This is a genomic window from Nocardioides fonticola (assembly GCF_039536805.1).
Taxonomy (GTDB): Bacteria; Actinomycetota; Actinomycetes; order Propionibacteriales; family Nocardioidaceae; genus Nocardioides; species Nocardioides fonticola.
Map to the genome: position 1 here is coordinate 111197 of NZ_BAAAZH010000014.1, position 18819 is coordinate 130015.

Below are 18819 nucleotides of genomic sequence, written 5' to 3' on the forward strand. Positions count from 1 at the left end.
GCCCGTCGTGGCGTTGGAGGGGGTCAGCGCATCTCGCGCTCGGGATGGGCGCTGATGAGGTGGTCGGCGACGGCGTTCATGACCCGGCCGACCGCGGCGAAGTCCTCGGCCGAGGCGAGGTCGACCAGGTGGTCGCGCACACCGTTGACATGCACCGGCGCGACCTCGCGCAGCACCTGCCAGCCGCGCTCGGTGAGGGCGGCCACGATGCCGCGGCCGTCCTCGGCGGCCGAGCAGCGCTCGACGAGTCCGGCCTTCTCCATGCGCGCGATCGTGTGGGTGACCCGGCTGCGGCTGTGGGCGAGCGCCGCGGCCAACTGCGCCATGCGCATCCGGCCCTGCTTCTCCGAGAGCCGCACCAGCACCTCGTACTCGACCATCGAGAGGTCGTGGCTGCGCCGCAGGTCCTCGTCGAGACGATCGAAGAGCAGGGTGGTGCCGAGCAGCAGGGCCCGCCACGACCGCTGCTGGTCCTCGTCGAGCCAGCGACCTTCGATCTCCTCCGCACTCACCGGACGGAGTCTAGGAGTCGTCACCGCGCGATGGCGCCGAATGCACAGGTGCCCCGGACGACGTCCGGGGCACCTGGTGGCTGATCCGACGGCCGCCGGGGCCGCCGGGGCGGGTCAGAGCCGCTCGAGGATGAGCGCCATGCCCATGCCGCCGCCGACGCACATGGTGATCAGGCCGGTGGTCTTGTCGTGCCAGTTCAGCGAGTTGAGCATCGTGTTCTGCAGGCGGGCACCGGTCATGCCGAAGGGGTGACCCACCGCGATCGCGCCGCCGTTGACGTTGAGGCGGTCGATGTCGATGCCGAGGTCCTGGTAGGAGGGCACCACCTGGGCGGCGAAGGCCTCGTTGATCTCGACCAGGTCGATGTCGCCGATGCTCATGCCGGCGTTGGCCAGCGCCCGCTTGGACGCCTCCACGGGGCCCATGCCCATGATCTCGGGCGAGAGGCCGGAGACGCCGGTCGACACGATGCGGGCCAGCGGCGTCAGGCCGAGCTCGGCGGCCTTGGTGTCGGACATGATCACCACGGCCGCGGCGCCGTCGTTGAGCGGGCAGCAGTTGCCCGCGGTCACGACGCCGTCGGGGCGGAAGACCGGGTTGAGGCCGGCGATGGCCTCGTAGGTGACGCCGGCGCGCGGGCCGTCGTCCGCCGTGACGACGGTGCCGTCGGGGGCGGTGACCGGGGTGATCTCGCGGGCCCAGAAGCCGTCGTTGATCGCCTTCTCGGCGAGGTTCTGGGAGCGGACGGCGAACTCGTCGAGCTCCTGGCGGCTCAGGCCGCGCGAGGTCGCGACGTTCTCGGCGGTCTGGCCCATCGCGATGTAGACGTCGGGCAGCAGGCCGTCCTGGCGCGGGTCGTGCCAGGCGCCGGCCGCGTTGCCGGCCTCCGCGGTGGCCTTGGTGCGGGCCTTCGCCTCGTCGAACTTCGGGTTGTGGGTGTCGGGCCAGTGGTCGGAGGTGCCCTTGGCGAAGCGGGAGACCGTCTCGACGCCGGCGGAGATGTAGACGTCGCCCTCGCCGGCCTTGATCGCGTGGAAGGCCATCCGCGTGGTCTGCACCGAGGAGGCGCAGTACCGGGTGACGGTGGTGCCCGGGATCTCGTCGTAGCCGAGCAGGACCGGCACGTTGCGGCCCATGTTGTTGCCGGACTCGCCACCGGGCAGACCGACGCCGAGGATCAGGTCGTCGACCGTGCGCGGGTCCAGCGCGGGGATCTTGTCGAGGGCCGCCTGGACGATGAGGGCGGTGAGGTCGTCGGGGCGGAAGTCCTTGAGGGATCCCTTGTTCGCACGGCCGATCGCGCTGCGGGCGGCGGAGACGATGACTGCTTCGGGCATGGAGTGCCGACTCTCCTGGTGAAGGATGTGGATGGGACGCCTCACCCTAGCCGCGCGCCCCCGGGATCAGAACGTGTTCTTGCCGTGGGACCATCGCGGCGTGCGTCACGTCTACGAATGTCCGATGCGGTGGGCCGACATGGATCAGCTCGCCCACATCAACAACGTGACCTACTTCGACTACCTCCAGGAGGCCCGCGTCGACTTCGGTCGTCACATCGGGCTGGCCGCGACCTCCGACGTCGGCCTGGTGGTCGCCCGCAGCGAGTTGCAGTTCCGCGCGCCGCTGACCTTCCGCCACTCCCCGGTGAAGGTCGCGGTCACCGTGACCGACGTCCGGGCGGCGTCCTTCACCCTCGGGTACGAGATCTTCGACGAGACGCCCGACGGTCCGGTCGTCTACGCGACCGCGCACACGGTGCTGACCCCCTACGTCTTCGGCGAGGAGCGCATCCGCCGCCTCACCCCCGAGGAGCGGGCCTCGCTCCAGCCCTACGTGGTCGCCGACGCCGACCCGATGCCCGCCTTCGTGGGCGTGCCGGTGCCGCGCCGTCCGGAGAACCACTACGCGGTGCACGTGCGCTTCTCCGACATCGACGGCTACGGGCACGTCAACAACATCCGCTACGTGGAGTACCTCCAGGAGGCGCGGATCGCCCTGATCTCGCGCCTCTTCCGGGAGGTTCCCGGACGCCGTGGCCGCGTCGCGATGGTCGTGGCGAGCATCGACATCGAGTACAAGCGGCAGCTGACCATCGCCCCCGAGCCCTACGACGCCCACACCCGGGTCACCGACGTGGGACGCAGCTCGATGGTGCTCGTCACCGACGTCCTCGACCGCGACGGCTCGATCGCCGCCCGAGGCCGCGTCGTGCTGGTGTTCTTCGATCCCGAGACCCAGCGCTCGACGCCGCCGCCGGAGGACATCCGCGAGATCGTGCTGCAGGCCGCCGCCGAGCTGTGAGGCCGGTGCTGAGGCCGGCTCACTCCAGCGTGTTGACCATGAACTGCGCGGCGTGGGTGACGTACTCCCAGAACTGGGCGTCCTGCTCGGGGGTGAGGTCGGCGCCGTCGAGCGCGGCGCGCATGTGGGTCAGCCAGCGCACGCGGGCGTCGTCGTCGACGCGGTAGGGCGCGTGCCGCATGCGCAGCCGCGGGTGACCGCGCTGTTCGGAGTAGGTGGAGGGTCCGCCCCAGTACTGGACGAGGAAGAGCAGCAGGCGCTCCTCGGCGGGCCCGAGGTCCTCCTCGGGGTACATCGGCCGCAGGACCTCGTCGGACGCCACGCCCTCGTAGAACCGCTTCACGATGCCCTGCATCGTGGCCAGGCCGCCGATCTCGTCGTAGAACGTCACCCGTCCATTCTCGCCGACCGACTCCGCCGGCCCGCGGCGGGGCGTGCCAGACTCGCATCGACGCACGACCCCACCACGACATCCAGGAGTGAATCCATGCCCGTCACCCGCGTTGCGACCACCGACTGGGAAGGCAGCCTGTTCGAGGGCGCCGGCAAGGTCACCTTCGACTCCTCGGGCCTCGGCACCTACGACGTCTCGTGGCCGGCCCGCTCCGAGGAGCCCGGCGGCAAGACCAGCCCCGAGGAGCTCATCGCGGCCGCCCACTCGGCGTGCTTCTCGATGGCCTTCTCCAACGGCCTGGCCAAGGCAGGCACCCCGCCGACCTCGCTCAAGACCTCCGCCGCGGTCGAGTTCACCCCCGGCACCGGCATCACCGGCATCGAGATCACCGTCGTCGGCGTCGTCCCGGGCATCTCCGAGGACGACTTCGTGGCCGCCGCCCAGGCCGCCAAGGAGGGCTGCCCGGTCTCGAAGGCGCTCGCCGGCACCACCATCACGCTGAAGGCGTCGCTCGCCTCCTGAGCCCGCTTCCTCAGCCGCCTGCTGAGCCGCCTGCCGACCCGGCCCGATCAGTTCGATCGGGCCGGGTCGGCTGCGTAGAAGGGCTGCGGGTAGGGGATCTGGATGCCCTCGTGGTCGAAGCGGGCCTTGATCCGCTGGCGCATCTCGCGCGCCACCGCCCACTGCTCCATCGGCGCGGTCTTGATGAGCACCCGCAGGTGGACGGCGTCCGTGGCGAGGCTCTCCACGCCGGTGACCTCCGGCTCCTCGATGACGACGCCGCGGTACTCCTCGTCCTCCCAGAGGTCGTGGGCGACCTCGCGCAGCACCGTCGTGACGCGTGCGAGGTCCTCGCGGTAGCCGACGCCGACGTCGATCACGGCGCGCGACCAGTTCTGGCTCATGTTGCCCACGCGCAGGATCTCGCCGTTGGGGACGTACCAGACGGTGCCGTTGATGTCGCGCAGTCGGGTGACGCGCAGGCTCACCGCCTCGACCGTGCCGCTGGCCTCGCCGATGTCGACGACGTCGCCGACGCCGAACTGGTCCTCGAGGATGAGGAAGATGCCGGAGAGGAAGTCCTTGACCAGCGACTGGGCGCCGAAGCCGAGCGCGATGCCGATGATGCCGGCACTGGCGATGATGGGCGCGATGTCGACGCCGAGCTCGCTGAGCATCATCGTGCCGACGACCGCCACGATCACTCCGGTGACGATCGACTTGAAGAGGTCGCCGATCGTCTTCGCGCGCTGCACCCGCCGGGTGGACGCCGTCGCGTCGCGCGCGATCTCGCCCGGCAGGTGGCGGGTGAGATGGCGGTTCACGCGGCGGTTGAACTGGTCGGGCAGCATGCCGTCCTCGGCCTGCAGCACGAGGCGGTCGAGGAGCCGGTGCAGCACCCAGCGGACAACGAGCCCGAGCACGAGAAGGCCGAGCAGGGACAACGGCTTGTCGACCAGGACGTTGACCACCTTCCCGAGGGCGTCGTCGCGGTCCCAGGTCCATCCGATCGCTTCTGGCATGCGCCCCACCCAAACAGATCGGCAGCGGCATTTCACCTGGGCGTCGCCGGGCGTCCCGGCACGTGGGGCGGACGTCACGTCCATGCCGCTCGGCCGCGGTCGGGAGCACTCCCCGCAGCCGATATCCTGATCGCGTGACCACCCCTGCGCTGACCTCGGCCCGCCGTCTCGTCCGCCGTGCGACGACCGTGACCGGTCTGATCGCCGTCCTGGCCCTCGCGCTGGCGGCGCCGGCCTCCGCCGACGTGCCGGAGGGCTGGTCCGACCCGAAGGGCGTCGACCCCCTGCACGCCCTGCTCGTCGTCTTCATCATCCCCGCCGGCCTGGCGCTGATCATCGCCGCGCTGACCTACCTCCCGCCGCTGCTGCGCGGTGAGAGCGTGAAGCCGGGCTCGCCGACGATCAACAACCAGTGGCTCGGCGGCCCCGCCAAGAGCGCTGGCGAGCTCGCCGGCCCCGACGGCGAGCAGTCGCAGGCCGGGGGCGCAAGTGCGCGCTGGTGATGTCTTCACCGACGCGGAGCGTTTCGACCTCGACGAGACGATCCGCCAGGCCGAGCAGCTCTCGCGCGTGGAGTTCTCGGTCTTCGTGGGCGTCGCCGAGGGCGACCCCCGCGACTTCGCGACCAGCCTGCACAACACGCTCGTCGCGCCTTCGCGCAGCATCCTGATCATGGTCGACCTCGAGCACCGGGCGCTGGAGATCGTCACCGGCGGCTTCGTGCGCCGCACGCTGACCGACCGCGAGTCCGAGCTCTGCGCGATGGCGATGCAGACCGCCTTCTCCGAGGGCGACCTGGTCGGCGGCCTCAAGCGCGGCATCCAGATGCTGGCCGATCACGGACGCGCACCGCGCACCCTGCACGCCGCGGAGTGATACCCCGACCCCCGACGGCATCGCCGTTCGGGCCCTGACGCACCACGAGGCGCGCTCCCCGCAGGGAGCGCGCCTCGTGCGTTCTCGTGCCGTCAGCCGGCGTCGCAGGCCTGGGCCGCCAGGGCCCGGACGGCGTCCGCGCGGCCCTCGCGCACCAGGCGGACGGCGCCCGGCGCGGCCGAGGTCGTCTCCAGCCAGGCGTCGACCCGCTCGACCAGGGCGGGGGAGTCCAGCGGGTGCGGGAAGAGCGCGATGAGCGCGACCTGCGACTTGTGTGTGCCCTGCACCTCCCAGATGGTCTCCGCGGCCTCGAGGTACTTCTCGAGGTACGGCGCGAGCACCTCCTCCTGGCCGAACCGCGGGAAGGCGATCGCGACCGAGCGGGAGGTCTCGTTGGGGGTGTCGGTGCGCTCGACCACCTGCGCCCAGGCCTCCGCCTTGGCCTCGGCCGTCGGCTGGGCCGCCCGCGCGGCCGCCGCGTGCTCCTGCCCGGAGATCGTGCGGTCGGCGGCGAGCTCGGTCTCGATCCGCTCGGCGCCGCGACCGGCGGCGGCGAGGGAGGTGATGAGCACCCAGCGCAGGTCCTGGTCGACCGCGAGGCCGTCGAGGACGACGGTGCCGTCGAGGAGCCCCTCGAGCTCGGCGAGCGCCTGCTCGCTGTGGGCGGCGCCGGCGTAGGCGCGCACGAAGGTGAGCTGGTGGTCGCTGCCGGGCTCGGCTGCCCAGGCGAGCTCGCGCAGGCCCGACTCCCACTGCGCCCGCAGCTCGGCGCGGTGCGCGGGGTCGGAGTAGGAGTTGACGGCCGTCGCGGCCGTGGCCGGGATCCGGCTGACGCCCCAGGCGTCGGTCTCCCGCCCGATGTTGGCCAGCACCAGCGCCACGTAGTCGCGGGCGCGCATCTCGGCGTCGCGGGTCATGTCCCACGTGGCGCCCCAGATCAGGGCGCGGGCCAGGGAGTCCTCGAGGTCGGAGAGGTGCGCGACCGCGGTGGCCAGCGAGCGCTCGTCGAGGCGGATCTTGGCGTAGGCGTGGTCGCTGTCGTTGAGCAGCAGCAGGTCGGGCTGGCGGACGCCGACGAGCTCGGCGATCTCGGTCGAGGCGCCCTCGACGTCGACCTCCACGTACTGGCGGCGGGTGAGCCGGCCCTCGACGAGGTCGTAGAGGCCGATGCCGATGCGGTGCCGGCGCAGGGTGGGCCAGTCGGGGTGCGCGGTCTGCTTGACCACCAGGCGGCTGTAGGCGCCGTCGGCGTCCAGCTCGAACTCGGGGGTCAGGGTGTTGACGCCGGCGGTCTGGAGCCACTCCTGCGCCCAGCCGGCCAGCTCGCGGCCCGAGGCCTTCTCCAGCGCGGAGAGGAGGTCGGAGAACTCCGAGTTCCCGAAGGCATGGTCCTTGAAGTACTGGCGCAGACCCGCGAGGAACGGCTCGAGACCGACCCACGCGACGAGCTGCTTGAGCACCGAGGCGCCCTTGGCGTAGGTGATCATGTCGAAGTTGACCTCGACGGCGGCCAGGTCGTGGTTGTCGGCCGCGATCGGGTGGGTCGAGGGCAGCTGGTCGGCGCGGTAGCCGGTCTGCTTGCGGGCGTTGGCGAAGCCGGTCCACGCGTCGGCGAACTCGGTGACCTCGGCCTCGGCCCAGTAGCAGGCCCACTCGGCGAAGGACTCGTTGAGCCAGAGGTCGTCCCACCACTTCATCGTCACGAGGTCGCCGAACCACATGTGGGCCATCTCGTGCAGGATCACCGAGCAGCGGAACTCGTAGAACGACCGCGGCTGCCGGCTGCGCGGGAGGTACTCGTCGCGCAGGGTCACGCACCCGGCGTTCTCCATCGCGCCCATGTTGTACTCCGGCACGTAGAGCTGGTCGTACTTGCCGAAGGGGTAGGGGAAGTCGAACTTCTCCTCGAAGAAGGCGAAGCCGGCCTCGGTGAGCTTGACCAGCTCCTCGACGTCGAGCTGCTCGACGAGCGACTGGCGGCAGTAGTGGCCCAGCGGGATGTCGCCGAACTTCCCGTGGTGCACGTGCTGGACCTCGTGGTACTCACCGGCCACGAGGGCGGTGATGTAGGTCGACATGCGCTCGGTGGCCGGGAACCGCCACTCGGCGACGCCGTCGCGCACCGGCGTGGGCTCGGGCGTGGCCGCGTTGGAGACGACCTTCCAGTGGCTCGGCGCGGTGACGTTGAAGGTGAAGACGGACTTGAGGTCGGGCTGCTCGAAGGTGGTGAAGACGCGACGCGCGTCGGGCACCTCGAACTGGGTGTAGAGGTAGACCCGGTCGTCGGCGGGGTCGACGAAGCGGTGCAGGCCCTCGCCGGTGTGGGAGTAGGCGCAGTCGGCGCGGACGACGAGCACGTTCTCGGCGGCGAGGTCGCTCAGCTCGATGCGGCTGTCGACGTAGGCGGTGGCCGGGTCGATCGAGCGCCCGTTGAGCGTGATCTCGTGCACCGTCGCATCGACCAGGTCGGCGAAGGTGCTCGCTCCGGGCTCGCGACAGGTGAAGGACAGGGTGGTGGTCGAGGAGAACGTCTTCTCGCCCGTCGTGAGGTCCAGGTCGATGGTGTACGACACGACGTCGAGGAGGGCGGCGCGGGTGGCGGCCTCGTCCCGGGTCAGGTTGGTTCCAGGCATGCGGCGATCTTGCCACCGGCGCCGAGCGCCCACGCGCGCGGGCCGGGTGGGCCGGCTGGGCTGGCTGGGTAGCCGGGTGGGTGAGTGGGACGCACGGGACGCAACGACACTCGAGGTACCGGAGGGAGAAGTGTGAAAATTTGTGACTCTCCGGCGTGTCGGTGCTTGACCTGCGCTTTACTGCTCCATCGTGACCCTTCTTCGGCGTGTCGGCTTGACGATCGTCGTCGGACTGATCTCGTCCGTCGGCCTGGTCGCCGTCCCGTCCGCCGGGCGCGCCGCGGGCACCAGCACCTTCCTGTGCACCGGGTACACCGCCTGCAAGCAGGCCGGTTACTCCGACTCCGGCTACTCCGCCAACAACGACACCATGTACTGGCGCATGTACGCCGGTCACAACTGCACCAACTACGTCGCCTACCGGTTGGTGAAGAGCGGTCTGGCGAACGAGCGCCCCTGGTCGGGCAGCGGCAACGCCACCAACTGGGGCGTGGCCATGAAGGACATCACCGACACCACCCCGATGGTCGGCGCGGTCGCCTGGTGGCGGGCCAACACCCCGGGAGCGGGCTCCAGCGGCCACGTCGCGATCGTCGAGCAGGTCGTGTCGGCGACCGAGATCGTCATCTCCGAGGACATGTGGGGCGGCGACTTCCACTGGCGCCGCATCACCGCCGACAGCGACCGCTGGCCCGCGGGCTTCATCCACTTCAACGACCGCCCCCTGGCCGCGGTGACCCGGCCGAGCATCGAGGGCGACCCGGTGGTGGGGGAGACGCTGACCGCCGACACCGGCAGGTGGGCCCAGTCCGGCGCGACCTACGCCGTCCAGTGGTACGCCGGCACCAAGCCGATCCCGGGCGCCACCTCCACCACGCTGGAGGTCACCCCCGAGCTGGTCGACCAGGCCCTGCTGGTGAAGGTGACGGCGACGCGCACCGGCTACCAGCCCGGCACCGCGAAGTCGACCCGCAGTCCGGCCGTGCGTCCCGGCACCCTCGCCGTGGCCACCCAGCCGAGCATCGCCGGGACGCCGCGCGTCGGCGAGGTGCTGACCCTCGGCGAGGCCTCCTGGAGCCCCACGCCCAGCTCCACGACCGTCCAGTGGCTGGCCGACGGACGCCCCATCGACGGCGCCACCGGCACCAGCCTCGAGCTCACCCCCGAGCTCGTCGACCAGCGCATCACCGTCGAGCAGACCGCCAGCGCCCCCGGCTACACCACCTCCGATCTGACCACCGAGCCGACCGCGAAGGTCAAGCCCGGCCGGATCGTCGTCGGCGACCCCTTCGCGCTGCGCGGCGCCACCCGCGTCGGCCGCACGCTCACCGTGCAGCCCGGCACGACGACCCCGGCCGACGCCGACGTCGCCTACCAGTGGACACGCGACGGCAAGCCCATCGCCGGTGCCACCGCGTCGTCCTACACCCTCACCGCCGACGACGTCGGTCACCAGGTCGACGTCGCCCTCGACCTGTCGCGGCGCGGCTACCAGGATCTCGGCGTCCCGCTCACCACGCCCGGCCCGGTGACGACGACACCGGTGATGACGCTCTCGAGCCGCGGGACCGAGAGCGGCAAGGTCGTCGTCGTGCTGCGGGTGACCGCCGAGGGCGTGCGCACCGCCACCGGCAAGGTGCAGGCCTGGATCGGCAGCCATCTCGTCGAGGGCGAGCTCACCGACGGCCGCGTGCGCCTGGTGATCACCGACCTGCCGCCGGGCAAGCGGACCCTCCATGTGGCCTACGCGGGCACGTCGGTCATCGAGGGCGGGCACGTCGCCACGGCCGTCGTCGTCCCGAAGCCGCCGAAGAAGCGCGGCTGACCACCCGCTCGGCGGAACAACCCCGCCCCCGGGGTAGTTGAATGCGGTCATGACGCGCGCTGACTTCTGGTTCGACCCGCTGTGCCCCTTCGCCTGGATCACCTCGCGGTGGATCCTCGAGGTCGAGAAGGTCCGTGACATCGAGGTCACCTGGCACATCATGAGCCTGGGCTACCTCAACCAGGACAAGGACATCCCCGAGGAGTACCGCAAGATGCTCGAGGGCGCCTGGGGCCCGGTGCGCATCGCGATGGCGGTGCAGCAGCAGTACGGGCAGGAGAAGCTCGCCGAGCTCTACACCGCCATGGGCACCCGCATCCACAACGAGGGCAAGGGGCGCGACAAGGACGTCATGGCCGAGGCGCTCGCCGCCGTCGACCTCCCGGCCGAGCTGGTCGAGGCCTTCGACGACACCCAGTACGACCAGGCGATCATCACCTCCCACCACGAGGGCATGGACCAGGTCGGCGACGAGGTCGGCACCCCGACCATCGCCATCGACGGCGTCGCGTTCTTCGGCCCCGTCATGACCTCGATCCCCAAGGGCGAGGAGGCCGGCAAGGTCTGGGACGGCGCGGTGGCGCTCGCGGCCTACCCGTACTTCTTCGAGCTCAAGCGCTCGCGCAACCAGCCCCTCGACTTCAGCTGATGGGCGACGGGCACGACCACGGGTACGACCACGGGCACGGGCACGGAGGCGACGGGCACGGGCACGGCGAGGCGGCGGGCGTCGACAAGCTCGCCGTCCTCGCCCTGATCCGCTCCTGCACGCAGGCCAGCGAGGTGCTCGACCGCATCGGCCCCGACGATCTGGCGCGCCCGACCCCGTGCGCGGAGTGGGACGTCGCGGCGCTGGCCAACCACCTGCTCGCCGCGCCGCGCATCTTCATCACGATGCTCCAGGGCCGGCCGCCCGGCTGGGGCCGCGAGGTGCTCACCGAGGACTTCGGCGAGGAGTTCCGGCGGCGCGGCAACGTGCTGATCAACCTGTGGCGCGAGACCACGGAGGCGCCGATGGTCGACCCCGACTGGCACAGCGCCGAGATCGCGGTGCACACCTGGGACCTCGCCACCGCGCTGGGCATCCCGACCGACGGGTTCGACCAGCAGGTCGCCGAGCGGGCGGTCGTCGCGATGGACCGCATCCTCGGCCCGCAACGCACCGGCCGCGCCTTCGCCGACGCGCGGCAGGCGCCCGCCGGAGCGTCGGCCTACGACCACCTCGCCGCCTACGCCGGCCGCGTCGTCCCGTGGGAGCCTCCGGCCGGCTGACCGCCCCGGGAGAATCCGATGGCCGCCGACTCCTAGGATCAGCCCCATGACCCGTGTGCTCTCCGCCGTCGCCTGGCCGTACGCCAACGGCCCGCGCCATATCGGCCACGTCGCCGGTTTCGGCGTGCCCTCCGACGTGTTCAGCCGGTACATGCGCATGGCGGGTCACGACGTGCTGATGGTGTCGGGCTCCGACGAGCACGGCACCCCGATCCTCATCGCCGCCGACGAGGCCGGGCTCTCCCCGCAGGAGCTCGCCGACCGCAACCACCGGATCATCGCCGAGGACCTCTGCTCGCTCGGGCTGAGCTACGACCTCTACACCCGGACGACGACCCGCAACCACCACGCGGTGGTGCAGGAGATGTTCCGCGGCGTCTACGACAACGGCTACTTCGTCGAGCGGACGACGTACGGCGCGATCTCGCCGTCCACCGGCCGCACCCTGCCCGACCGCTACATCGAGGGCACCTGCCCGATCTGCAAGACCCCGGGCGCGCGCGGCGACCAGTGCGACACCTGCGGCAACCAGCTCGACCCCGCCGACCTCATCGAGCCCCGTTCGCGCATCAACGGCGAGGTGCCGGAGTTCATCGAGACCCAGCACTTCTTCCTCGACCTGCCCGCGCTGGCCGAGGCGCTGGGGGAGTGGCTCGACGAGCGCGAGGCCACCGGCCTGTGGCGGCCCAACGTCATCCGGTTCAGCCAGAACATCCTCAAGGACATCCGGCCGCGCGCCATGACCCGCGACATCGACTGGGGCATCGCCGTCCCGCTCGACGGGTGGCGGGAGAACCCCACCAAGAAGCTGTACGTGTGGTTCGACGCCGTCATCGGCTACCTCTCGGCCTCCATCGAGTGGGCGCGGCGCAGCGGCGACGCCGACGCGTGGCGCCAGTGGTGGAACGCCGAGGACGCCCGGTCGTACTACTTCATGGGCAAGGACAACATCACCTTCCACAGCCAGATCTGGCCCGCCGAGCTGCTCGCCTACGACGGCCGCGGCTCGAAGGGCGGCCAGGCGGGCCCGTACGGCGTCCTGAACCTGCCCACCGAGGTGGTCAGCTCGGAGTTCCTCACGATGGAGGGCCGCAAGTTCTCCTCCTCCAAGAAGGTCGTCATCTACGTGCGCGACCTGCTCAGCCGCTACCAGCCCGACGCGTTCCGCTACTTCGTCGCGGCGGCCGGCCCCGAGGCCCAGGACTCCGACTTCACCTGGTCGGAGTTCGTGCGCCGCACCAACGACGAGCTCGTCGCCGGCTGGGGCAACCTGGTGAATCGCACGGCCAGCCTGATCCACAAGAACTTCGGTGAGATCCCGGCCGCCGGCGAGCTCACCGACGCCGACCGGGCCGTGCTGGCAGCCGCCGAGGGCGCCTTCGCCACCGTCGGCGACCTCATCGCGCGGCACCGCCAGAAGGCGGCGATCGGCGAGGCGATGCGTGCGGTCGGCGAGGTCAACAAGTACGTCAGCGACCTCGAGCCGTGGAAGCTCAAGGCGCCCGATGACCGCTCGCGGCTCGGCACGATCCTGCACGTGACGGCCCAGTGCGTCGCCGACCTCAACCTCGTGCTCGCGCCGTTCCTGCCGTTCTCGGCGAACGCCGTCGACCTCGCCCTCGGCGGCTCGGGGCAGATCGCCCCGATGCCGCGCATCGAGGAGGCCGACGACCTCGACGGCGGCGCCGGGTACCCGATCATCACCGGCGACTACACCGGCGCTCCGCGCTGGGAGCGTCGTCCGATCGTGGTCGGCACGCCGGTGCATAAGCCGACCCCGGTCTTCACCAAGCTCGACCCCGCCATCGTCGAGGAGGAGCTCGAGCGCCTCGGCCTGTGAGGGCGCCTTCGGCGGCCCGCTAGATTCCACGGCATGACGGCCGCCATGCACCTGCCCGCGTTCCTGGTGAAGCAGCGCTTCGCCATGACCACCAACCGCTACGAGATCCTGGCGGTCGGACCCGACGGCGGCGAGGGCCAGCTCATGGCGTTCGCCGAGCAGAAGCGCTTGGCGTTCAAGGAGCAGGTCACCTTCTACACCGACACCTCGAAGTCGCGGCCGGTCTTCTCCTTCAAGGCCCGCAAGGCCATCGACCTCGCCTCGGGTTACGACGTCTTCGACGAGGCGGGTGCGCCCCTCGGCTTCTTCCGCAAGGAGTTCGGCGCGAGCCTGCTGCGCTCGACCTTCCACCTCGAGGGCCCCGGGTTCGCCGGCGTGGGCCAGGAGCGCAGCCAGCTCACCGCCCTGCTCCGTCGCTTCACCGACCTGCCGTTCCTCTCCATCCACTTCGACTTCGTCTCCGCCGAGGGGACGCCGCTGATGACCGTCGACCGGCAGTTCAAGCTGCGCGACCGCTACGAGGTGCGGGTGCTCGACCCGCGCGTCGACTTCCGGCTCGCCGCCGCCATGGCCGTTGGGCTCGACGCGCTGATGCAGCGCTGACCGGCCGCTGACCGTCGGCGCGCTGCCTGGTCCAGACCGGGCAGCGCATCGCGCTGCGGCCCCGGATACTCCCGCTGCATGAGCAACGCTGCATCGGGTCCGCGTCCTCTCGTCGGGCGGGTCGTCCTCGCCGTCCTCGCCCTGGTGGTCGCCGGTCTGGCCGGGGTGGCCACCGCGGCCCCGGCGACGGCCGCCACGCCGTGTCCGCCGGGTCAGTACCAGCCGAGCGGGGACGCCGCCGGATGTGCCCCCGCCCAGGTCGGCTACGCCGCCGACGGGGCGACCCAGACGCCATGTGCGCCGGGCACCTACAGCTCCGCGTCGGGCGCGTCCTACTGCACGCCCGCACCCCCGGGCTCCTTCGTCTCCCTCGCCGCTGCCTCCGCGGCCACGCCGTGCGCGCCCGGCCGCTACGCGGCGACGGAGGCCTCCACGTCGTGCGTGCCGGCGTCCCCGGGCTCCTTCGTCCCCGGCAGTGGGGCGAGCGCAGCCGTCCCGTGCGCGCCGGGCACCTACGCGGCCACGAGCGGCGCGACCGCGTGCACGCCGGCAGCGCCGGGCACGGCCGTCCCGGCGGCCGGATCGACCTCCGCCCAGCCATGCGCGGCGGGTAGCTTCGCAGCGGTCTCCGGAGCCACTGTCTGCGTCGCGGCGTCCCCCGGCAGTTATGTCGCCGATCCCGGCGCCGCCTCCGCCGACCCGTGCCCCGCGGGCTCCTACGCAGCGGCGGCGGGCGCGACGTCCTGCGCCGCCGCCCCGGCGGGTTCCGTCGCCCCCGGTCCGGGCGCCACGTCGGCCACGCTCTGCCCCGCGGGCACCTATGCGCCGGCGGGCGCGGCGGCCTGCCTCCTCGCGCCGCCGGGCACCTCGGCCGCCGAGGGCTCGGCCGCACCGAGCACCTGCCCGGCCGGCACCTACGCCGCGGGCGGAGCCGAGACCTGCACGCCGGTGCCCGAGGGGACCTTCAGCCGCGCCGGTGCGGCTCGCCCCAAGCCCTGTGCCCCCGGCACCTACAGCGAGGAGCCCGGCGCCTCGCGGTGCACGAAGGCCGAGCGCGACCATTACGTGCCCACCGCGGGCTCGGACCGGCAGTACGCCTGCCCGAAGGGGACCTCCCAGCCGCGGACCGGCCAGACCGGCTGCGTGAAGGACCGGCGCGGCCAGCGGGCCGGCGACGGTCGGCGGACGGCGCCCCTCGCCCGGCTCTGGTGAGGAGTGCCGCGGCTAGCCTGCATCCATGACGCCGGAGCACACGTGCTGACCCCCGAGGCGCGGAGGGCCGTCGAGCAGGCCGCCACCGAGCCGCAGGTCTTCGAGGAGGGCTTCGACATCGAGGCCTCTCGGCGCGCGGCGCGCGAGCTCGCGGCCGCCCAGCCCCGCGAGGACGTCGACGAGGTCGTCGACCTCGACGCCGACGGCGTCCGCTGCCGCCTCTACCGCCCCGCCGGCGCCCGGCCCGGCGCCGTCGTCCACCTGCACGGCGGCGGGTTCGTCTTCCACGACATCGACGTCCACGACGCCGCCGCGCGTCGCCTGGCCAACCGGGCGCGTCGTGCGGTCGTCTCGGTCGACTACCGGCGACCGCCGGAGCATCCCTTCCCCGCCGCCCCGGACGACGTCGACACGGTGCTGCGCTGGATCGACCGGGAGGGCGCCGCCCACGGCCTCGACGGGCCGCTCTACGCCCACGGCGACTCCGCCGGCGGCAACCTCGCGCTCGTCGCCGCGCTGCGCCACCCGGGCCGCTTCCATGCCGTCGCTCTGATCTACCCCTTCCTCGACCCGACCTCGGGCTTCGACTCCTACCGCACCGAGCAGCACGCCTTCGACCTGCGCGAAGCCGAGTGGTACTGGCAGCAGTACGCCGCCGACCCGGCCGACCGCGAGCACCCCGACCTCGCCCCGCTGCGCTCCGACCGGCTCTGGACCTTGCCGCCGACGCTCGTCGTCACCGCCGAGCACGACCCGCTGCGCGACGAGGGCGAGCGCCTGGCCGAGATGCTGGCCGAGCACGGCGTCACCGTCGTCGCCACGCGCTACCTCGGGCAGATCCACGGGTTCTGGCGCCATCACGACGTGTTCCCGGCCGCCCAGCCGCTGATGCTCCAGGTCGTCGGGTTCTTCGAGGCGCAGTCGGCCTAGGGGTTCCCGGCGCGGACGCAGGGGACCCGACGGCCCTGGGAACGCTCGCCGACCCCCGTCGTCCGGGTGCGCCGCGGGCTGGGAGGATGGGGGCATGCGCGTCCACCTCGGATCCGACCACGCCGGCCTCGACCTCAAGGAGCACCTGCTCGCCTGGCTGCACGGCCACGGGTACGAGCCCATCGACCACGGTCCGTTCATCTACGACGCCCTCGACGACTACCCGGTCTTCTGCCTGCGGGCCGCGGAGGCCGTGGCCAAGGACCGCGCCGCCGGCCTCGACAGCCTCGGCGTCGTCATCGGCGGGTCGGGCAACGGCGAGCAGATGGCCGCCAACAAGGTCGCCGGCATCCGCTGCGCTCTCGTCTGGTCCGAGGACACCGCCCGCTTGGCCCGCGAGCACAACGACGCCCAGGTCATCTCCGTGGGCGGTCGCATGCACACGCTGGAGGAGATGACCCGGTTCATCGAGCTGTTCCTCGTCGAGCCCTTCAGCGGCGACGAGCGGCACGTGCGCCGCATCGGCCAGCTGCTCTCCTACGAGGAGACCCGCATCCTGCCGCCGCTGCCCGAGTCGGCCGTGGGTCGCGGCCCCGACGCCTGACCGTCCCCCGTGCCCGAGGGTCACACCCTGCGCCGCCTGGCGCTCGACCTCACCGCGGCGTTCGCGGGCGAGCCGGTGCGCGTCGGCAGTCCGCAGGGGCGGTTCGCCGCCGAGGCGGCCGACCTCGACGGCGAGGTGCTGGTCGCGGCCGAGTCCGCCGGGAAGCACCTCTTCCTGGCCTTCCCGGGCGAGCGCTTCGTGCACATCCACCTGGGACTGATAGGCGCTTTCGACATCCTCCCGCTCGCGGCGGGCGAGGAGGCCCCGGCGCCGCGCGGCGCCGTCCGGCTGCGCCTGGTCGGACGGCGCGCCGTCGCCGACCTGCGCGGCGCCACCCAGTGCGCGCTGATCGGGGCCGAGCGCCGCGACGCCGTCCTCGCGGGGTTGGGCGCCGACCCGCTGCGACCCGACGCCGACCCCGATCGGGCGTGGGAGCGCATCCGCACCAGCAAGCGCTCGATCGGCGAGCTGCTCATGGACCAGGCGATCGTGGCGGGCGTCGGCAACGTCTACCGGGCCGAGGTGCTCTTCCGGCAGCGGCTCGACCCGTTCCGGCCGGGCACCAGCCTGCGCAAGGGGCAGTGGCAGGCGATCTGGGACGACCTGGTCGAGCTCATGGCCGACGGCGTCCGCGTCAACCGCATCGACACCGTGCGGCCCGAGCACACGCCCGAGGCGATGGGACGCGAGGCCCGCGTCGACGATCACGGCGGCGAGGTCTACGTCTACCGCCGCACCGGACAGCCCTGCTTCGTGTGCGGCGCGGCGGTGCGCACCGAGCCGATGGCCTCGCGCAACCTCTTCTGGTGCCCGCGCTGCCAGCGCCGCTGGCGCCTGCGCGCCGTACGATGAGCGGGCCCGCCCGCGCATCACTCGGGAGCCGGACGGGAACCGCACCGGGAGATCCCTCATGACACGGAGCACGCGCCGCATCACACGGCAGACCGCCACGCTGGTCTGGTTGGCCGCCGTCGCCGCGGCCGTCGTCGTGTGTGTGGGGCTCGACCCGGTCGACACCCCGTTCACCGCCCTGATGGTGCCGCTGCTCCTGGGCGCGCTCGTGCTCGGGCCGCGTCAACTGCCCTGGTTCCTCGGCTGGATGGCGGCGATGCTGGGCGTCGCCGTCGCGCTGCAACCCGAACGCAGCGCCCGCATCCTCGGCGCCTCGCTCATCCAGGCGGTGATGATCCTCATCGTGCTCGCGGTCGCCGTCCGACGAGGCCGGCTCGGGGTGGGCGGCATGGCCGGGGAGTCGATGTTCGTCGACCTGCGCGACCGGCTGCTCGATCAGGGACGGATGCCGCACCTGCCCTCGGGCTGGCACGTCGAGGCCGCGCTGCGCTCCGCCGGCGGAACGCCCTTCGCCGGCGACTTCGTGGTCTCCACCCGCACCGCCGACGGTCGCTTCGAGGTCGCCCTCGTCGACGTCTCGGGCAAGGGCGAGGCCGCCGGCACCCGCGCCCTCATGCTCTCGGGCGCCTTCGGCGGCCTCCTCGGCGCCCTCCCCGCCGACCGGTTCCTGCCCGCCGCCAACGACTACCTGCTCGGCCAGGCCTGGGAGGAGGGCTTCGCCACCGCGATCCACCTCTCCCTCGACCTCGCCACCGGCGTCGCCGAGGTGCGCACCGCCGGACACCCGCCGGCGGTGCACCGCCTCGCCGGGTCGGGACGCTGGAACGTCATGGCCGCCGGCGGCGGCATCCTCGGCCTCGACCCCGACATGGACTTCCCCGTCGCCCGCGTGCAGCTGGCGCCCGGCGACGCCGTGCTGCTCTACACCGACGGGGTCGTCGAGCAGCCGCGCCTGGACATCGACCTGGGCATCGACCGGCTGCTGGGCGACGCCGAACAGATCCTGCGCGGCGGTGCCGACGGGACGGCGTCCCGGCTCGTGGCCGATCTCGGCTCGGAGTCCGACGACCGCGCCGTCGTCCTCGTCAGCCGCGCCTGAGGTCGCGGCGTGTCGGCCGGTTGGAGCCGGTCGCACGCGGTGTGGCAGCATGACGCTCGCAGCGGCCCGCGCAGGCGGGTCGGCGCACGCGGATGTAGCTCAATGGTAGAGCCCCAGTCTTCCAAACTGGCTACGCGGGTTCGATTCCCGTCATCCGCTCCAAGCGGCCCGCGGGGCCCGTCCCGGCGGGCCCGTCGGGCGGTTTGGCGGGGCGTAGCGTAGTGGCTAGCGCGCCTGCTTTGGGAGCAGGAGACCGCAGGTTCGAGTCCTGTCGCCCCGACCGTCCCCGCCGGGCGGCCCGTCCGCCCGGACCGTGGGATTTCGGACCCGTGTCGCGGGACT

At 72.3% G+C, this 18819-nt stretch carries 19 protein-coding genes and 2 tRNA genes; 16 read left to right on the top strand and 5 right to left on the bottom strand.

The annotated features are described in order from the left end of the window. Positions 1-23 precede the first annotated feature (23 nt). Positions 24-512, bottom strand: a complete 489-nt coding sequence (locus ABD671_RS11185; RefSeq protein ID WP_344733443.1) for a MarR family winged helix-turn-helix transcriptional regulator — start codon at positions 510-512, stop codon at positions 24-26. Between the two features lie 114 nt (positions 513-626). Then, positions 627-1850, bottom strand: coding sequence for an acetyl-CoA C-acetyltransferase (locus tag ABD671_RS11190; protein ID WP_344733444.1), 1224 nt, complete (start codon positions 1848-1850; stop codon positions 627-629). Positions 1851-1974: 124 nt separating this feature from the next. Here ABD671_RS11190 and ABD671_RS11195 point away from each other — a divergent pair, with 124 nt between their 5' ends. Continuing rightward, positions 1975-2814: an acyl-CoA thioesterase gene (locus tag ABD671_RS11195; protein WP_344733445.1), complete on the top strand. Its 840-nt coding sequence runs from the start codon at positions 1975-1977 to the stop codon at positions 2812-2814. A gap of 19 nt (positions 2815-2833) precedes the next feature. On the opposite strand, the gene ABD671_RS11200 is transcribed toward ABD671_RS11195, so the two are convergent. Continuing rightward, a complete protein-coding gene (locus tag ABD671_RS11200; protein ID WP_344733446.1) occupies positions 2834-3205 on the bottom strand; it encodes a globin in 372 nt (123 codons plus the stop codon). Positions 3206-3301: 96 nt separating this feature from the next. Here ABD671_RS11200 and ABD671_RS11205 point away from each other — a divergent pair, with 96 nt between their 5' ends. Continuing rightward, entirely contained in the window at positions 3302-3730 is a 429-nt protein-coding gene (locus tag ABD671_RS11205; protein ID WP_344733447.1) for an OsmC family peroxiredoxin, read from the top strand. A 47-nt stretch (positions 3731-3777) separates the two neighbouring features. Here the strand turns inward: ABD671_RS11205 and ABD671_RS11210 are convergent, their stop codons facing one another. Beyond that, a complete protein-coding gene (locus ABD671_RS11210; RefSeq protein WP_344733448.1) occupies positions 3778-4731 on the bottom strand; it encodes a mechanosensitive ion channel family protein in 954 nt (317 codons plus the stop codon). 134 nt (positions 4732-4865) lie between these two features. Here ABD671_RS11210 and ABD671_RS11215 point away from each other — a divergent pair, with 134 nt between their 5' ends. After that, positions 4866-5234, top strand: coding sequence for a hypothetical protein (locus ABD671_RS11215; protein WP_344733449.1), 369 nt, complete (start codon positions 4866-4868; stop codon positions 5232-5234). Continuing rightward, positions 5221-5607 carry a DUF5130 family protein gene (locus ABD671_RS11220; RefSeq protein WP_344733451.1) on the top strand — a complete coding sequence of 129 codons (387 nt, stop codon included), beginning with the start codon at positions 5221-5223 and terminating at the stop codon, positions 5605-5607. Before ABD671_RS11215 ends, ABD671_RS11220 begins: the two co-directional genes overlap by 14 nt. Positions 5608-5699: 92 nt before the next feature. Here ABD671_RS11220 and pepN read toward each other — a convergent pair whose 3' ends face one another. After that, positions 5700-8240 carry an aminopeptidase N gene (pepN, locus tag ABD671_RS11225; RefSeq protein ID WP_344733452.1) on the bottom strand — a complete coding sequence of 847 codons (2541 nt, stop codon included), beginning with the start codon at positions 8238-8240 and terminating at the stop codon, positions 5700-5702. Between the two features lie 214 nt (positions 8241-8454). Here pepN and ABD671_RS11230 point away from each other — a divergent pair, with 214 nt between their 5' ends. The 12 genes from ABD671_RS11230 to ABD671_RS11285 all read left to right on the top strand — a co-directional run bounded on the left by ABD671_RS11230 (position 8455) and on the right by ABD671_RS11285 (position 18757). After that, positions 8455-10065 (top strand): CHAP domain-containing protein, encoded by a 1611-nt coding sequence (locus ABD671_RS11230; RefSeq protein ID WP_344733453.1) that lies wholly within the window; start codon positions 8455-8457, stop codon positions 10063-10065. Between the two features lie 49 nt (positions 10066-10114). After that, positions 10115-10714 carry a mycothiol-dependent nitroreductase Rv2466c family protein gene (locus ABD671_RS11235; RefSeq protein WP_344733454.1) on the top strand — a complete coding sequence of 200 codons (600 nt, stop codon included), beginning with the start codon at positions 10115-10117 and terminating at the stop codon, positions 10712-10714. Beyond that, a complete protein-coding gene (locus tag ABD671_RS11240; protein ID WP_344733455.1) occupies positions 10714-11337 on the top strand; it encodes a maleylpyruvate isomerase family mycothiol-dependent enzyme in 624 nt (207 codons plus the stop codon). The genes ABD671_RS11235 and ABD671_RS11240 overlap by 1 nt, the downstream gene beginning before the upstream one ends. A gap of 46 nt (positions 11338-11383) precedes the next feature. Next, entirely contained in the window at positions 11384-13177 is a 1794-nt protein-coding gene (metG, locus tag ABD671_RS11245; RefSeq protein WP_344733456.1) for a methionine--tRNA ligase, read from the top strand. A 33-nt stretch (positions 13178-13210) separates the two neighbouring features. Next, entirely contained in the window at positions 13211-13780 is a 570-nt protein-coding gene (locus ABD671_RS11250; protein ID WP_344733457.1) for an LURP-one-related family protein, read from the top strand. 78 nt (positions 13781-13858) lie between these two features. Next, positions 13859-14992 carry a hypothetical protein gene (locus ABD671_RS11255; protein ID WP_344733458.1) on the top strand — a complete coding sequence of 378 codons (1134 nt, stop codon included), beginning with the start codon at positions 13859-13861 and terminating at the stop codon, positions 14990-14992. 42 nt (positions 14993-15034) lie between these two features. After that, on the top strand, positions 15035-15922 hold the full coding sequence (locus ABD671_RS11260; RefSeq protein ID WP_344733459.1) for an alpha/beta hydrolase: 888 nt from the start codon (positions 15035-15037) through the stop codon (positions 15920-15922). 94 nt (positions 15923-16016) lie between these two features. Next, positions 16017-16526, top strand: a complete 510-nt coding sequence (locus tag ABD671_RS11265) for a ribose-5-phosphate isomerase (protein WP_344733460.1) — start codon at positions 16017-16019, stop codon at positions 16524-16526. A gap of 9 nt (positions 16527-16535) precedes the next feature. After that, positions 16536-17378 (top strand): Fpg/Nei family DNA glycosylase, encoded by an 843-nt coding sequence (locus ABD671_RS11270; protein WP_344733462.1) that lies wholly within the window; start codon positions 16536-16538, stop codon positions 17376-17378. Positions 17379-17436: 58 nt separating this feature from the next. Beyond that, a complete protein-coding gene (locus ABD671_RS11275; RefSeq protein WP_344733463.1) occupies positions 17437-18477 on the top strand; it encodes a PP2C family protein-serine/threonine phosphatase in 1041 nt (346 codons plus the stop codon). Between the two features lie 88 nt (positions 18478-18565). After that, positions 18566-18639 (top strand) — tRNA-Gly (locus tag ABD671_RS11280). A 45-nt stretch (positions 18640-18684) separates the two neighbouring features. Further along, a tRNA-Pro gene (locus tag ABD671_RS11285) sits at positions 18685-18757 on the top strand. The last annotated feature ends 62 nt before the right edge of the window (positions 18758-18819 follow it).